The 15967-nt window shown below is 71.4% G+C and carries 13 protein-coding genes; 6 read left to right on the top strand and 7 right to left on the bottom strand.

Annotated features, from left to right (window positions below; all coding sequences use genetic code 11):
• Positions 1–29: 29 nt before the first annotated feature.
• Positions 30–1448 (bottom strand): NYN domain-containing protein, encoded by a 1419-nt coding sequence (locus EIZ62_RS24610; protein ID WP_156694863.1) that lies wholly within the window; start codon positions 1446–1448, stop codon positions 30–32.
• Between the two features lie 223 nt (positions 1449–1671).
• Here EIZ62_RS24610 and EIZ62_RS32030 point away from each other — a divergent pair, with 223 nt between their 5' ends.
• Positions 1672–1839, top strand: coding sequence for a hypothetical protein (locus tag EIZ62_RS32030; protein ID WP_167536424.1), 168 nt, complete (start codon positions 1672–1674; stop codon positions 1837–1839).
• A 103-nt stretch (positions 1840–1942) separates the two neighbouring features.
• Here the strand turns inward: EIZ62_RS32030 and dnaE are convergent, their stop codons facing one another.
• Complete coding sequence (gene dnaE, locus EIZ62_RS24605) at positions 1943–5482, bottom strand: DNA polymerase III subunit alpha (protein WP_156694862.1); 3540 nt, start codon at positions 5480–5482, stop codon at positions 1943–1945.
• A gap of 178 nt (positions 5483–5660) precedes the next feature.
• Here dnaE and EIZ62_RS24600 point away from each other — a divergent pair, with 178 nt between their 5' ends.
• From EIZ62_RS24600 to EIZ62_RS24585, 4 genes are all read left to right on the top strand, one after another.
• Positions 5661–6995 carry a DUF2252 domain-containing protein gene (locus tag EIZ62_RS24600; RefSeq protein ID WP_156694861.1) on the top strand — a complete coding sequence of 445 codons (1335 nt, stop codon included), beginning with the start codon at positions 5661–5663 and terminating at the stop codon, positions 6993–6995.
• 76 nt (positions 6996–7071) lie between these two features.
• The gene (locus tag EIZ62_RS24595) at positions 7072–7758 is read left to right on the top strand and encodes a hypothetical protein (RefSeq protein WP_156694860.1); all 687 of its coding nucleotides are present in this window, start codon (positions 7072–7074) and stop codon (positions 7756–7758) included.
• Between the two features lie 47 nt (positions 7759–7805).
• Complete coding sequence (locus EIZ62_RS24590; protein ID WP_156694859.1) at positions 7806–8621, top strand: DsbA family protein; 816 nt, start codon at positions 7806–7808, stop codon at positions 8619–8621.
• Positions 8622–8737: 116 nt separating this feature from the next.
• Entirely contained in the window at positions 8738–10393 is a 1656-nt protein-coding gene (locus EIZ62_RS24585; RefSeq protein WP_156694858.1) for an alkaline phosphatase D family protein, read from the top strand.
• Between the two features lie 118 nt (positions 10394–10511).
• Here the strand turns inward: EIZ62_RS24585 and EIZ62_RS24580 are convergent, their stop codons facing one another.
• Positions 10512–11081, bottom strand: a complete 570-nt coding sequence (locus tag EIZ62_RS24580; protein ID WP_156694857.1) for a dienelactone hydrolase family protein — start codon at positions 11079–11081, stop codon at positions 10512–10514.
• Positions 11082–11112: 31 nt separating this feature from the next.
• Between EIZ62_RS24580 and EIZ62_RS24575 the strand changes: the two genes are divergently transcribed.
• On the top strand, positions 11113–12306 hold the full coding sequence (locus EIZ62_RS24575; protein WP_156694856.1) for a mechanosensitive ion channel family protein: 1194 nt from the start codon (positions 11113–11115) through the stop codon (positions 12304–12306).
• 31 nt (positions 12307–12337) lie between these two features.
• Here EIZ62_RS24575 and EIZ62_RS24570 read toward each other — a convergent pair whose 3' ends face one another.
• The 4 genes from EIZ62_RS24570 to lspA are packed head-to-tail and all read right to left on the bottom strand — an operon-like array spanning position 12338 to position 15966.
• On the bottom strand, positions 12338–13924 hold the full coding sequence (locus EIZ62_RS24570; RefSeq protein ID WP_156694855.1) for a Na+/H+ antiporter: 1587 nt from the start codon (positions 13922–13924) through the stop codon (positions 12338–12340).
• 58 nt (positions 13925–13982) lie between these two features.
• Positions 13983–14450 carry a GNAT family N-acetyltransferase gene (locus EIZ62_RS24565; protein WP_156694854.1) on the bottom strand — a complete coding sequence of 156 codons (468 nt, stop codon included), beginning with the start codon at positions 14448–14450 and terminating at the stop codon, positions 13983–13985.
• The gene (locus tag EIZ62_RS24560; RefSeq protein ID WP_156694853.1) at positions 14447–15388 is read right to left on the bottom strand and encodes an RluA family pseudouridine synthase; all 942 of its coding nucleotides are present in this window, start codon (positions 15386–15388) and stop codon (positions 14447–14449) included. The genes EIZ62_RS24565 and EIZ62_RS24560 overlap by 4 nt, the downstream gene beginning before the upstream one ends.
• A gap of 17 nt (positions 15389–15405) precedes the next feature.
• Positions 15406–15966: a signal peptidase II gene (lspA, locus tag EIZ62_RS24555; RefSeq protein ID WP_156694852.1), complete on the bottom strand. Its 561-nt coding sequence runs from the start codon at positions 15964–15966 to the stop codon at positions 15406–15408.
• Position 15967 lies beyond the last annotated feature (1 nt).

Here is a 15967-nt window from a genome sequence, read left to right as displayed (position 1 = left end):
GAGGGATGAGCCTAAAGGGTCGCCCTGCCCTATTCGCCCACGGGGGCGTGCTCGGCGGCCGCGCGCACGTCGATCTCGCGCCAGAATCCGGCCCGGATCGCGTACCGGTCGTGCTCGTCGATCTGGTCGTCCTTGTGTGCGAGCAGGCCGAACCGTGCCGCGTAGCGGAGCAGTTCCCCGTCGATGCGGTGCGGGATGCGCGGGTACATGGTGGAGAGCTTCTGCACGGGGGCGGGCTCGGGGAGCCGTTCCATCCAGCGCCGTGCGAAGACCTGGCCGACTTCGAAGGGGTCGCCGCCGACGGTGGTGATGTCCTCCTCGCGGTCGGCCCAGCGCTGCTCGGCGCTGGTGAGCTGGGCGAGGGTGGGCAGCGAAGCGGTCTCGGGCGGTTCGCCCGCGGTTCCGCCGGGCCGGTCGACCCAGCCCCGGTCGGAGGACCAGCGCAGGGTGGCGTTCGCGGGCGGGGCGGCTCCGGGGCCGGCGCCCTGGTGGCCGGGGGCGTGCAGGGCGGCCAGGTCCTTGGGGGTGGGGACGCCGTTCTTGGTGGCGCCGGACGGGCCGGACGCGCCCGTACCGTCGGCCACCTCGTCCTGGCGGGCCGTGCCGTCGACGGACGCGCCGGGGGCGGGGGCGCCGTGCGCCGACGCGCCATGGCCGGGCGCCCCTCCCGGCCTGGTGTGGACGGGCGTGCCGTTGACGGCGGGGGCGCCGCCCGCGGACGGCGCCGCACCGTTGACGCCGCCGGCGCCGCGCCCGGCACCCACGGCGGCAGCGGCGGCTTCGGCGGCACGTTCCGCGGAGGCGGCGAGCGCCGATTCGGGCAGCGGGGCGGAGAGGATCGCGGCGATCTCGGGGCGGGGCGCGGGGGACGGCGAGCAGGGGCCGGTGAGCTCCTTGGCCCGGACGGCCCGGGTGATCCACGCGCGGTCCAGGACGCGGCGCTCGTCGGCCTCGGCGACCAGGTCCTCGGACTGGTTGTAGTCGCCGTCGGCGGCCTGGACGGCCCAGAGGTGCACGGCGACGCCGTGTTCCTTGGCGGACATCAGGCCCGGCAGCAGGTCGCCGTCACCGGTGACGAGGACGATGTCGGAGCAGGCGCGGTTGCGCGCGAGTTCGGTGAGTTCGGCGTGCATCGCGGCGTCGACGCCCTTCTGGGCCCAGCGGCCGTCGCTGCGGGTGAGGGCGCCCAGGCGGACGGTGACCCGGGGCATGACGCGCAGCCTGCGGTGTTCCGGCTGGGGGACGCGGTCGGGGGCGCCGTCGAACCAGTAGATCCGGAGCAGGGGCTGCTGGGTGTCGGCCTCGGCACGTTCGCGGAGGCCCTGGATGAGGGCGGAGTGGTCGACGGTGATCCGGGAGCGGGCCGGTTCTCCGGCGAGAAGGCTGGCGGCGGCTCCCAGCAGATAGCCGGCGTCCACCAGAACGACGCAGCGGTCCACGTGTTCCACCCTCTTTCGGGAACCTCGGGATCGGAAGTTGCTTCGGATTTCCTTCGAGTCTGCCCGACTGCCGGGGGGTTAACGGCCGGAACTGGATCATCGGCGTGGCGGATCGGCCCCGGCTCGCGCGAGGGCACCCGGCTACCGTCCGCAATGATCCAAAATGCGGGCAATATTGAGGTATGTGAGTCTGGCAGCGGCCCTGGCCCCTACACCCCACGGAGGCAGCACCATGGCCAAGAACAAGAAGTCGGACCGGAGTCAGCAGAAGGCCTCGGCGGCGGAGCGTGGCGCGCAGGAGGCCCAGCGCACGTCGATGGAGGCGGAGCACCGCATGGCGACGGCGACGCCGGCGGACATCGCGCGCAAGGGCCGGCAGAAGCGGTTCGGCCACAACTGAGGCCGCGTCCGCGCCGCGTACGCCGGAAGGGGCGCACCCGTGACGACGGGCGCGCCCCTTCCGCGTGGCCGGGCGGGACGGCGGGAGGAGCCGGGCGGGCGGCTCAGCCGGCCAGGCAGGACGGGCCGAGCAGCACCTTGAGGTCACCGAAGAGCGCCGGGTCGGCCGTGACGCGATGCCGGTCGAGCCGGAGCACGGTGGTGGACCGCGGGCCCTGGAGCTTGATCCGCACCTCGGTGTTGCCCTTGTGGTGGCTGAGGATCTCGCCGAGGCGGCTGACCATCGGCGGGGTGACCTTCACCGTGGGGATGGTGAGGACCACGGGCGCGTTGGTGCCGGCCGACGACAGGTCGGGGACCATCAGCTCCATGGCGACCAGGCGGGGGACGTCCTCGCGCTTGTCGAGGCGGCCCTTGACGAAGACGACGGTGTCCTCGACGAGCTGGGTGGACACCAGCTGGTAGGTCGCGGGGAAGAACATGCACTCGATGGAGCCGGCGAGGTCCTCCACGGTCGCGATGGCCCAGGCGTTGCCCTGCTTGGTCATCTTGCGCTGGAGGCCCGAGATGATGCCGCCGATGGTGACGACGGCGCCGTCCCCGTGCTCGCCGCCGGTCAGCTGGGAGATCGCCGCGTCGGTCTTGTCCGACAGGACGTGCTCGATGCCGAAGAGCGGGTGGTCGGAGACGTACAGGCCGAGCATCTCGCGCTCCTGCGCGAGGAGGTAGGACTTCTCCCACTCGATGTCGGAGAACTCGACGTCGAGTCCGAAGCCCGGCTCGTCGCTGGTCTCCTCGCCCATGCCGCCGAAGAGGTCGAACTGCCCCTCGGCCTCCTTGCGCTTGACCGCGACCACGTTGTCGATCATCGGTTCGTGGTGCGCGACCAGGCCCTTGCGGGTGTGGCCCATCTCGTCGAAGGCACCGGCCTTGATCAGCGACTCGATGGTGCGCTTGTTGCAGACGACCGCCTCGACCTTGTCGAGGAAGTCGGGGAAGGTGGTGTACTTCCCCTTCGCCTTGCGGCACCGGATGATCGACTCGACCACGTTGGTGCCGACGTTCCGCACGGCGGAGAGGCCGAAGAGGATCACGTCGTCGCCCTGGGCGGCGAAGTTCGACTCGGACTCGTTGACGTTCGGCGGGAGCACCTTGATGCCCATGCGGCGGCACTCGTTGAGGTAGACGGCCGACTTGTCCTTGTCGTCCTTGACCGAGGTGAGCAGCGCCGCCATGTACTCGGCGGGGTGGTTGGCCTTGAGGTACGCGGTCCAGTAGGAGACGAGTCCGTACGCGGCGGAGTGGGCCTTGTTGAACGCGTAGCCGGCGAAGGGGACCAGGACGTCCCACAGCGCCTGGATCGCCTCGTCGCTGTAGCCCTTCTTCTTCGCGCCCTCCTGGAAGAGGACGAAGTTCTTGGCCAGCTCCTCGGGCTTCTTCTTGCCCATGACGCGGCGGAGGATGTCGGCCTCGCCGAGGGAGTACCCGGCGATGATCTGGGCGGCCTTCTGGACCTGCTCCTGGTAGACGATCAGGCCGTGGGTGACGCCCAGGACCTCGCGGAGCGGCTCCTCCAGCTCCGGGTGGATCGGGGTGATCTCCTGCTGGCCGTTCTTGCGCAGCGCGTAGTTGGTGTGCGAGTTCATGCCCATCGGGCCCGGCCGGTAGAGGGCCGAGACGGCGGAGATGTCCTCGAAGTTGTCGGGCTTCATCAGCCGCAGCAGGGACCGCATGGGTCCGCCGTCGAACTGGAAGACACCGAGGGTGTCGCCGCGCTGGAGCAGCTCGAAGGTGGTCGGGTCGTCGAGCGGCAGGCCGAGGAGATCGATGTCGATCCCCTTGTTGGCCTTCACCATCTTGACGGCGTCGTCCATGATCGTCAGGTTGCGCAGGCCGAGGAAGTCCATCTTCAGCAGGCCGAGCGACTCGCAGCTCGGGTAGTCCCACTGGGTGATGGTGACGCCGTCGGTGTGCCTGACCCAGACGGGGACGTGGTCGACGATCGGCTCGCTGGACATGATCACGCCGGCGGCGTGCACGCCCATCTGCCGGACCAGGCCCTCCACGCCGCGCGCGGTGTCGATGACCTTCTTCACGTCCGGCTCGTTCTCGTACATCCCGCGGACCTCGCCCGCCTCCGAGTACCGGGGGTGGGAGGGGTCGGTGATGCCGGAGAGCGGGATGCCCTTGCCGAGGACGTCGGCGGGCATGGCCTTGGTGATGCGGTCGCCCATCGCGTACGGGTAGCCCAGCACGCGCGCGGAGTCCTTGATCGCGTTCTTGGCCTTGATCGTGCCGTACGTGCCGATCATGGCGACCTTGTCCTCGCCGTACTTCTCGGTCACGTACCTGATCACCTCGACGCGCCTGCGCTCGTCGAAGTCGATGTCGACATCGGGCATGGACACGCGCTCGGGGTTGAGGAAGCGCTCGAAGATCAGTCCGTGCGGGATGGGGTCGAGGTCGGTGATGCCCAGGGCGTACGCCACGATCGAGCCGGCCGCCGAGCCACGGCCGGGGCCGACCGCGATGCCCTGGTTCTTGGCCCACATGATGAAGTCGGCGACGACGAGGAAGTACCCCGGGAACCCCATCTGGATGATGACGTCCATCTCGTACTCGACCTGCTGCTGCCGGTCGTCGGGGATGCCGCCGGGGAAGCGGCGGTGCATGCCCCGCTGGACCTCCTCCTTGAACCAGCTGACCTCGGTGTGGCCCTCGGGGATGTCGAACTTCGGCATGAGGTCGCGCTTCTCGAACATGCCGGTGGTGTCGATCTGCTCGGCCACCAGGAGGGTGTTCGCGCACCCCTGCTGCCAGGCGTCCGAGGAGTCGATGGCGTACATCTCGTCCGTGGACTTGAGGTAGTAGCCGGTGCCGTCGAACTTGAAGCGGTCGGGGTCGGAGAGGTTCTTGCCGGTCTGGATGCACAGCAGCGCGTCGTGGGCGGTGGCCTCGTGCGCGTACGTGTAGTGCGAGTCGTTGGTGACCAGGGGCGGGATGCCGAGCTTCTTGCCGATCTCCAGCAGGCCGTCGCGGACGCGGCGCTCGATCTCGATACCGTGGTCCATCAGCTCCAGGAAGTACCGGTCCTTGCCGAAGATGTCCTGGTACTCGGAGGCGGCCTTCAGGGCCTCGTCGAACTGGCCGAGGCGCAGCCGGGTCTGGAGCTCGCCGGAGGGGCAGCCCGTGGAGGCGATCAGCCCCTCCGACCACTGGGCGATGGTGTCCTTGTCCATCCGGGGCCACTTCTGCAGCCAGCCCTCCTTGTACGCGTCGGAGGAGAGCCGGAACAGGTTGTGCAGGCCGGTCGCGTTCGCCGCCCAGATCGTCTTGTGGGTGTAACCGCCGGAACCGGAGACGTCGTCCCGCTTCTGGTGCGGCTGGCCCCACTGCACCTTCCGCTTGTTGCGGCGCGACTCGGGGGCGACGTACGCCTCGATGCCGATGATCGGGGTGACGCCCGCCTTCTGCGCCGAGTGGAAGAAGTCGTAGGCCCCGTGGAGGTTGCCGTGGTCGGACATGGCGATGTGCGTCATGCCCATCTCGTTGCAGGCGTTGAACATGTCCTTGAGCCGCGCGGCACCGTCCAGCAGCGAGTACTGGGTGTGCACGTGAAGGTGCGTGAACGGCGGCTTCGACACGGTTGCTGCCTCCGGGGCCGGGGATGGGGGACAGCTCGGAAGTCTACGTCGCCGCACTGACAGCGGCGGGGCACTCGGGAGCGCGGTCACGCGTTGGAGGGGACGGAGGGCCGGTCCCTCCGCCGTGCGCGCGACGTGGCGCGCACCCGTGTACGTACGCACCAGGAGGCACCCCGCGATGTCGGTCCCGCAGCCCACCGCCGAGGAACGCGGTGAGCAGATCCTCTCCGTCTTCGGCACCGCCTTCGGCGAGCTCCTGGCCGCCGACCCGGCCGCCTTCCGGGTCAAGTTCCGGAAGATGGCCGGCTCCGCCTTCGCCTTCTACCGGGGCACGGCCTGCCTCTTCTACGCCGACCTCGACGAGGAGCGGCACGGCGGCCCCTACCTGGACGAGCGGACCGGCCGGGTGTGGATCCACGGTGACCTGCACGCGGAGAACTTCGGCACGTACATGGACGCCAACGGGCGGCTGATCTTCAACGTCAACGACTTCGACGAGGCGTACGTCGGCCCCTTCACCTGGGACCTCAAGCGGCTGTCGGCCTCCCTGGCCCTGATCGGCTACAGCAAGGCGCTCGGGGACGAGCAGATCACCGAGCTGGTGCGGATCTGCGCGGCCGCCTACCGGGAGCGGATCCACGCGCTGGCGACCGGCTCGCGGAACGCCGGTGAGTCGGACCTGCCGCCCTTCACCCTGGACACGGCCGACGGGCCGCTGCTGGACGCGCTGCGCGTCGCGCGGTCGCTGACCCGGTTCGGGCTGCTGGACTCGATGACGGAGATCCGTGACTTCGAGCGCCGGTTCGCGCCCGGCGGCGGGGCGATCGAGCTGGACGCGGCGACCCGGTACAAGGTGCTGGCCGCCTTCGACGGGTACCTGGAGACGCTGCCCGAGTCGAGCCTGGCGCGGCCCGACTCGTACCGGGTGAAGGACGTGGTGGGGCGGCGCGGCATCGGCATCGGGTCGGCCGGCCTGCCCTCGTACAACATCCTCCTGGAGGGGAACAGCGACGCCCTGGAGAACGACGTCGTGATCTACATGAAGCAGGCGCAGACCCCGGCGGTCTCGCGCCATGTGACCGATCCGGCGGTGCGCGGGTACTTCCGGCACGAGGGGCACCGCACGGTCATCTCGCAGCGCGCGCTCCAGGCGCACGCCGACCCGTGGCTGGGCTGGACGGAGCTGGACGGCGCCGGTCAGCTGGTCGCCGAGGTGTCGCCGTACGCGGTGGACCTGGACTGGTCGGACATCGACGACCTGGAGGAGATCGCGGCGACCGTCGCCGACCTGGGCCGCGCGACGGCCACCATGCACGCGGCGGCGGACGACGAGAGCGGGCACTCGCTCGTGCCGTTCTCCACGGAGCGGGCCATCGACGCGGCGATAGCCGCCGACGAGGAGGGCTTCGGGGAGCTGCTGGTGGACTTCGCGCACGCCTACGGCGCCCGCGCGCGGGCGGACCACCAGATCTTCGTCGACCTGTTCCGCAACGGCCGGATCCCCGGCCTGTAGGAGCGGCCTCCCGCGGATCCGGCCCGGCCGGATCCTTTAGGGACCGCTTACCGGCGCGCGTGGCACACTCTCGGCGATGGACGGCATATCCGGGACCCGGCTCAGGTGGCTGCGGGCAGCGTTCTTCACGGCACTGGTCGTGACGCTATCCGTGGCCTCCCACGTGCTGCTGTCGGGGGTCGCGCTGCCGGCGGCGACCGTCGCCGGGGTCGCCGCCGGGGTCTTCGGCGTGGCGTACGCGCTGGCGGGCGCCGAGCGCGGGTTCTGGAGCATCGCGGGGCTGCTCGTTCCGCTGGAGCTGGCCGCCGACACCGTCTTCACCACGGGCCAGCACCTCTGTTACGGCCCGGCCGGCGGCCCGGTGTCGGGCTCGCTGCGGGCGTTCGGGGTGGACGTGCTGTGCGGCGGCGCCGTGGGCGTCCCGCTGCCCGGTGTGGCCGCCCCGGAGAGCGGCGCGGCCGCCCTGCTGCGCTCCCCCGACCCGGCGCTGCCCTGGCTGCTGCTGGCCGCGCACGTCACGGTGGGGCTGGTCGCCTCGGCGTGGCTGCGACGGGGCGAGACCGCGCTGGCCTCGCTGGCGCGGTCGGTCGCGGCGTTCGCGTTCCGGCCGCTGCTGCTGGCGGTGGCCGTGGTCGGGGTGGCGGGCCGGGCCGTGCGGCGGAGCCCGGGGCGCACGAGCCGTCCGCGCTCCTCCCGCACCCGTCTGCTCGTGCACTGCGTGGGGCGGCGGGGACCGCCGTGCCGGGCGGCTCTCGCCGCCTGAGCACCAGCGTCCCCACCTTTCGCACGATCCCCACGGAGAACACCACCATGAGTGCACGCAACAGCCAGGCCAACAAGGCGGCCGCCCGCGAGCGGCTGCGCCAGGAGCGCGAACGCCAGGCGAAGAAGGACAAGGTCCGCCGGCAGGTCACGGTCGCCGTCTCGGCGGTCGCCGTCCTCGCGCTGGCCGGCGGCATCGGCTACGGCGTGATGCAGGCGAACAAGCCCTCCCACTGGGAGGCGGTGAAGGACCAGAAGAAGGTCACCGCCCCGAAGAACACCTCGGGCGACAACGGCACCACCCTCGTCGTGGGCAAGCCCGCCGCCAAGAAGACGCTGGAGGTGTACGAGGACTCGCGCTGCCCGATCTGCGCGACGTTCGAGCAGGGCGTGGGCGAGACGATCGAGAAGGACGTCGCCGCCGGCAAGTACAAGCTCCAGTACGTCGGCGCCACGTTCATCGACAACAGCGACCAGGGCGAGGGGTCCAAGAACGCCCTCTCCGCGCTGGGCGCCGCCCTCGACGTCAGCCCCGAGGCCTTCCTGGACTACAAGGCGGCGCTCTACTCGGCGGAGTACCACCCGGCGGAGAGCGACGACAAGTTCGCCAAGGACTCCTACCTCCTGGAGATCGCCGGCACCGTCCCGGCCCTCAAGAACAACGCCACGTTCAAGAAGAACGTCGAGGAGGGCACCTTCGACGCCTGGGCGCTCAAGATGTCCGAGGCCTTCGACAAGAGCGGCGTCAAGGGCACGCCCACGCTGATGATGGACGGCAAGCCGGTCACCGTCGCGGGCGGCAAGAACGCCCCCATGACGGCCCCCGACTTCACCACGGCGATCGACAAGGCGCTCAAGGGCTAGCCGGCGGTCCGGCGCCGGCGAGCGCGCCGACGGGGCACGACTTTTGGCCAACGAGCGGGCGAACTCTGCGGACTTCGCCCGCTCATGCGCTCTACCGATCAGTAATCTGATCGGCCGTGACCAGTCGTCTTCCTTCCGCTCCCAGCCGCCGCACGGTCGTCAAGGCCGCTGCCGCCGGCGTCGTCGCCGCTCCCGTCCTCGCCTCCGCCCCGTCCGCCGCGGCGGACGTCAGGGCCCCCGCCTTCCTCCACGGGGTCGCCTCCGGTGACCCGCTGCCCGACGGCGTCCTGCTGTGGACGCGCGTGACCCCCTCCCCCGACGCCCTCCCCGGATCCGGCAAGGGCCCGGACACCGAGGTGAGATGGGAGGTCGCCGAGGACAGAGCCTTCACCCGGACCGTCGCCCGCGGCGCGGTCACGGCCACGGCCGCGACCGACCACACCGTCAAGGTGGACGTAAGGGGCCTCCGCCAGGAGACCGGCTATTACTTCCGCTTCACGGCCGGTACGGACGCCTCGCCGGCCGCCTCCCCCGTCGGCCGGACCCGTACGACCCCGGGCGTCGACGCCACGACCGACGGTGTCCGTTTCGGCGTGGTCTCCTGCGCCAACTGGGAGTCCGGCCACTTCTCCGCCTACCGCCACCTCGCCGCCCGGACCGACCTGGACGCGGTCCTCCACCTCGGCGACTACATCTACGAGTACCCGACGGGCAGTTACCCCGAGCCCAAGTACGTCGTACGGCAGCACGAGCCGAAGCACGAGATCGTCACCCTCGCCGACTACCGCCTGCGGCACGCCACCTACAAGACGGACGGCGACCTCCAGGCGCTGCACGCCGCGCACCCGGTGATCGCGATATGGGACGACCACGAGTTCGCCGACGACACCTGGTCCGGCGGCGCGGACAACCACACGCCGGGCACCGAGGGAGAGTGGGCGGCCCGCGCGGCGGCGGCGAAGCAGGCGTACTTCGAGTGGATGCCGGTGCGCGCCTCGACCGAGGGCACGGTCTACCGCCGGCTGCGCTTCGGCAAGCTGGCCGACCTGCACCTGCTGGACCTGCGGTCGTTCCGCTCGCAGCAGGCCAGGACCGGCAGCGGCGAGGTCGACCACCCGGACCGGACCATCACCGGCCGCGCCCAGCTGGACTGGCTGAAGGCGGGGCTGGCGGCCTCGGATGCGGCCTGGAAGCTGGTCGGCACCTCGGTGATGATCTCGCCGGTCGCCTTCGGCTCCCTGCCGTCCCACCTGCTGGGGCCGGTCGCGGAGCTGCTGGGCCTGCCCAAGGGCGGCCTGGCGATCAACGTGGACCAGTGGGACGGCTACACGGACGACCGCAAGGAGCTGCTCGCGCACCTCACGGACCGGTCCGTCACCAACACCGTGTTCCTGACCGGGGACATCCACATGGCGTGGGCCAACGACGTGCCCGTGACGGCGGCCACCTATCCGGCGTCACGGTCGGCGGCGACGGAGTTCGTGGTCACGTCGGTGACGTCCGACAACCTGGACGACATCCTCCACGTCGCGCCCGGCACGGTCTCCCTGGTCGCGGCGACGGCGATCCGGGGCGCCAACCGTCATGTGAAGTGGCTCGACATGGACAACCACGGGTACGGCGTCCTGGACGTGACCGCGGAGCGCTCGCAGATGGACTACTACAAGGTCTCCGACAAGACGGATCCCGGCGCGTCCTCGGCCTGGGTCCGCTCCTACCGGACGCTCAGCGGGACGCAGAAGGTCGAACGGGTCCAGGCACCGGTCCGCTGACCCTTGCCCCCCGGTCGCCGGGCGCCGGGCGCCGCAGGGGCGATTCCCGGCCATTCCTCCGTGCGGACGCGGGTCCGCACGGAGGCGCACCGGCCCGCCGGAGCCCCTGAACGCGGCCCTACAGGCTCTCCAGGAAGGCGAGCGCGATCGCCCAGGTCCGCTCGGCGGCCTCCTCGTCGTAGTCGGGCAGGTCGGGGTCGGTGTACAGGTGCCCGGCGCCGGGGTAGCGGTAGACCTCGGTGTCGGCGCCCGCCCGCCTCATCCGGAGGTACCAGGCGTTCAGCCAGTCGTGCGACTCGAACGGGTCCGGGTCGGCGACGTGCAGTTGCACCGGCAGGTCGTCCACCGAGGCGTTGTCGGCGATGTCGGACGTGCCGTGCAGGAGCAGCAGCCCGCGCGCCTTCTCGTCACCGAGCGCCATGGTCTGCGCGATGGACGCGCCCATGGAGAACCCGGCGTACACGAGCCCTTGCTCCGAGTACGGGGCGGCGGCCATGACGGCCCGCTTGAGCAGCTCTTCCTTGCCGATGCCGTCCTTGACGGCCATGCCCTCCTCGAGGCTGCCGGCCGTTTGACCGCCGTACAGGTCGGGCACGTGCACGTGGTGCCCGGCGGCGCGCAGCCGGTCGGCTGCGGCGTGAACGGCCGGGCGCGGACCGTAGGCCGAGTGGAAGAGCATGATGTTCATCCGGCCATCCTGCCAGCTGGAATCCGGAGCCATGGAGAACGTACTGCGCCCGTTGACCGTCGTCGGTGGCTCGGTCGTGCTCACGCTGGTCGTCGGCTACGTCGCCGACGTCGTCCTGCGCCGAGCCGACGCCCGGCACCACGAGACCCCGCTGTGGGGGCTGCTGCGCCGGTGCCGGCTGCCCCTCCAGGTCGTCCTGCTCACCGCGCTGCTGCGCGGCTCGTACCGGCAGACCAAGTGGCCGGTGATCGAGGACCACGAGACCGGCATCGGGCAGGTGCTGTCCCTGGTGCTGATCGGGGCGAGCGCCTGGCTCGTGGTGCGGATCGCCGCCGCGATAGTGGAGTCCACGTACGCCCGGTACGCCTCGTCGACCCGCGACGCGGCACGCGTGCGCCGGGTCCGCACCCAGGTCACGCTGATCATGCGGATCGTGACGGCGGTGGTCTGCGTGGTGGCGGCCGCGGCGATGCTGCTGACCTTCCCGGACTTCAAGACGATCGGTACGTCGATGCTGGCCTCGGCGGGCATCATCGGCATCGTCGCCGGTGTCGCGGCGCAGTCCACGCTCGGCAACCTCTTCGCCGGCTTCCAGATCGCCTTCGGCGACATGGTGCGGATCGGCGACACGGTGGTGGTGGACGGCGAGTGGGGCGTGGTCGAGGAGGTCACGCTGACGTTCCTGGCGGTACGCACGTGGGACGAGCGGCGGATCACGATGCCCGTGTCGTACTTCACCAGCAAGCCGTTCGAGAACTGGTCGCGCGGCGGGGCCCAGATGACCGGCACGGTCTTCTTCCACCTGGACCACTCGGCACCGGTGGGCCTGATGCGCGAGAAGCTCAAGGAGGTCCTCGCGGAGTGCTCCGCCTGGGACGGCCGTGACTGGTCCCTGGCTGTCACGGACACCACGCCGACCACGATCCAGGTACGGGCGGTCGTCACCGCCAAGGACGCGGACGACATATGGACGGCGCGGTGCGTGGTGCGCGAGCAGCTGGTCGCCTGGCTCTGCGAGAAGCACCCCTACGCGCTGCCGCGCGTCGCCACGTCGCCGGCGTCGCTGCCGCCGGACGGCCAGTGGCCCGAGCGCGGCAGGGCCTCGGCCCGGCTGCCGCGCCCGGCGGAGGTCCACAGCAACAACGCGGACAACTACGTCCCGGACGGCGAGTCCCCGAACGGCGACTCCCCGGCCGCGGAGGCCCCCCGCACCGGCCGCGGCTGACCTCCCGTACCGCTCCCTCCTCGCCCGCCCGTCAGCGCAGGCTGCGGACGTCCAGGTGGCGCAGCACGCGGTCGACGACCTCCGGGTCGGCGCCGGGCTCGCTGCGGGCGGCGAGGACCTCGTGGCGGGCCGCCGACATCAGTTCCCGCTGGATGCGCTGCATGGCCCGGTACCGCTCCGCGCGCTTGGCCGTGGCGGACCGCCGCTCCTCGTCGACCAGGTCCGGGCTGATCCGCGCCCCCACGTCGAACGCGACGCGCTGCAGCCGCTCCTGGAGCTCCTCCGGGAGGTCCTCGACCTCCTCGATCTCCTTCAGCCGCCGCTTGGCGGCCGCGGCCGCCCGCAGCGCGAGCTTCCGCTCCAGCTCGCGCTCCGCGTCCGTGTCGGCGCGTACGCCCAGCTTCCTGACGAGCCACGGCAGCGTGAGGCCCTGGACCACGAGCGTCGCCATGATCACGCAGAACGCGATGAACACGATCTCGTCCCGCCCCGGGAACGGCGCCCCGTCCTCCGTGCGCAGCGGGATCGCGAGGGCCAGCGCGACCGACGCCACGCCCCGCATGCCGGACCACCACATGACGACGGTCTCCCGCCAGCTCATGGGGATCTCCTCGTCGTAGTCCCGCCGTGTGTGGAGCCGTTTGGCGAGCCAGGTCGCCGGCAGCAGCCACAGCAGCCGGACGCCGACGACACAGGCGACGACGGCCGCGCCCCAGCCCAGCATCCGCAGCTCCCGCCCGTCGGCGGTGCCGAAGACGTTGTGCAGCTCCAGGCCGATCAGCCCGAAGGCGACGCCCGTGACGAGGGTGTCGACGATCTCCCAGAAGGTACGGCCGGCGAGCCGCCCCATCACGTCGTCCGCGTCCGTGGCGCGTTCGGCGAGGAAGAGGGCGGTGACGAGGACGGCGAGGACACCGGAGCCGTGCAGCTCCTCGGCGAGCACGTACGAGACGAAGGGCACGAGGAGGGTGAGCCCGACCTGGAGGGTGGGGTCCCCGAGCAGCGCCATCAGCTTGTTGGAGAGCCAGCCCAGCGCGATCCCGACCGCCACGGCGACGACGGCGGACAGCACCAGTTCACCGGCGGCTTCCCCGTACGAGAACGTCCCTCCGACGGCCGCGCCGATCGCCACGTGGTAGAGCACGATCGCCGTGACGTCGTTGAACAGGCCCTCGCCCTCCAGGATCGACACCAGCCGGCGCGGCAGCCCCAGCGAGCCGGCGACGGCGGTCGCGGCGACCGGGTCGGGCGGCGCGACGAGCGCGCCGAGCGCCACGGCCGCGGCGATGGGCAGGCCCGGGACGACGGTGTGCGCCACGGCGGCCACGGCGGCCGTGGTCACGAAGACCAGCGCCACCGCGAGCAGGAGGATGGGGCGCACATTGGCCGCGAACTGGCGCCACGACGTCCGCTGCACCGCCGCGTACAGCAGGGGCGGCAGCACCAGCGGCAGGATGAAGTCCGGCGGGATCTCCACGTTCGGCACGAAGGGCAGCAGGGCCAGCACCACTCCGGCGAGCGTCATCAGTACGGGGGCGGGCAGCCCCAGCCGCTCCCCGAGGGGCACGGTCAGCACCGCCCCGAGCAGCAGCACGAGCAGCAGAGCCAGCTGGTCCACGGTGCGCCCTCCGGCCGTTCACTCCGTCAAGATCCGGAGGTCAACCCTGCCACGGGCGTCACAGGACCCGGCGCATCGCCCGGTGCGGGATCCCCGCGTCCTGGAACTCGTCCCCGTACGCCTCGTAGCCGAGCCGCTCGTAGAACCCGAGTGCGTGCGTCTGTGCGTGCAGGTCCACCGCCGTCAGGCCACGCGCGCGTGCCGCGTCCTCGATGCCCCGCACCAGGGCCACGCCGACGCCGAGGCCCCGCGCGTCCCGGGCCACCGCGAGCCGGCCCAGCGAACCCACGCCCTCGGCGCCGCCCGTCTTGCCGGCCGCGTCCGCCCCGTACAGCAGCCGGCCGGTGCCCAGGGCGGTCCCGTCGGCGCGGCGGACGGCCAGGACGTGGACGGCGGTCGCGTCGTACGCGTCGTACTCGATGTCCTCGGGCACGCCCTGCTCGACGACGAACACCTCACGGCGGACGGCGAAGCCCGCCTTCCGGTCGGCCTCGCTCACGGCCTCCCGTACGACGACGTCACTCACGCGCTCTCCGCGGCGATCCGGTCCAGGGCGGCCTGGAGGTCCTCCGGGTAGGTGCTCTCGAACTCGACCCACCGGCCGTCCGCCGGGTGCTCGAAGCCGAGCCGCACGGCGTGCAGCCACTGCCGGGTGAGGCCGAGGCGCTTCGCCATGGTCGGGTCGGCGCCATAGGTCAGGTCGCCGGCGCAGGGGTGGCGGTGGGCCGACATGTGGACGCGGATCTGGTGCGTGCGGCCGGTCTCCAGCTTGATGTCGAGCAGGGAGGCGGCGCGGTAGGCCTCGATCAGGTCGTAGTGGGTCACCGAGGGCTTGCCGTCGGCGGTCACGGCCCACTTGTAGTCGTGGTTCGGGTGGCGTCCGATCGGCGCGTCGATGGTCCCGCTCAGCGGGTCCGGGTGGCCCTGCACGAGCGCGTGGTACCGCTTGTCGACCGTGCGCTCCCGGAACTGCGCCTTGAGCAGCGTGTACGCCCGCTCCGACTTGGCCACGACCATGAGCCCGGACGTACCGACGTCGAGGCGGTGGACGATGCCCTGCCGCTCGGCGGCGCCGGACGTCGAGATCCGGTACCCGGCCGCCGCGAGGCCGCCGATCACGGTGGTCCCGGTCCAGCCGGGGCTCGGGTGCGCGGCCACGCCGACGGGCTTCACGATCACGACGATGTCGTCGTCGTCGTGGACGATCTCCATGCCCTCGACGGGCTCGGCGACGATCTGCACGGGCGCGGGGGCGCCGGGCATCTCCACCTCGAGCCACGCACCACCGCTGACCCGCTCGGACTTGCCGACGGCGGCGCCGTCGACGAGCACCTTCCCGGCGGCGGCCAGCTCGGCCGCCTTGGTGCGGGAAAACCCGAACATACGGGCGATGGCGGCGTCGACGCGCTCGCCTTCCAGGCCATCGGGAACGGGCAGCGTACGGATCTCGGGAAGCGTGCTCACCCGTCGAGTATGCCTTGTCAGTCCTTGTGGACGGTCCCGTCGGGGTCCAGCCCCCGGAACGACAGGATCACAATGAGGAACCCGCCACACACGATCGCCGAGTCCGCCAGGTTGAACACCGCGAAGTGCGCGGGCGCGATGAAGTCCACGACCGCGCCCTCGAAGACGCCGGGCGAGCGGAAGATCCGGTCGGTGAGGTTGCCGAGCGCCCCGCCGAGCAGCAGGCCCAGCGCGATCGCCCAGGGCAGGCTGTAGAGCTTGCGCGCCAGCCGGATGATCACCACGATCACCGTCGCGGCGATGCAGGTGAAGATGACCGTGAAGGCCTCGCCCATCCCGAACGCCGCGCCCGGGTTGCGCACCGCCACGAACCTCAGCCAGTCACCGATGACCTGGATCGGCTCGTGGTGCTCCAGCTTGGCCACCACGATCATCTTGCTGCCGAGATCGAGCAGGTAGGCCACCATGGCCACGACGAACAGCGCCAGGACGCGGCGCCTGCCCCTGGGCCGCTCGGCGGGCGCCGCGGCCTCGTCGTCAACGTCCGGCGTACCGATGGTGCGCTCCGCCTCTGCCACG

The sequence above is a fragment of the Streptomyces ficellus genome (genome assembly GCF_009739905.1).
In the GTDB taxonomy this organism is placed as follows: domain Bacteria; phylum Actinomycetota; class Actinomycetes; order Streptomycetales; family Streptomycetaceae; genus Streptomyces; species Streptomyces ficellus_A.
Note: the sequence above shows the minus strand (reverse complement) of the source record. Positions and strands in the feature narration are given on the sequence as shown.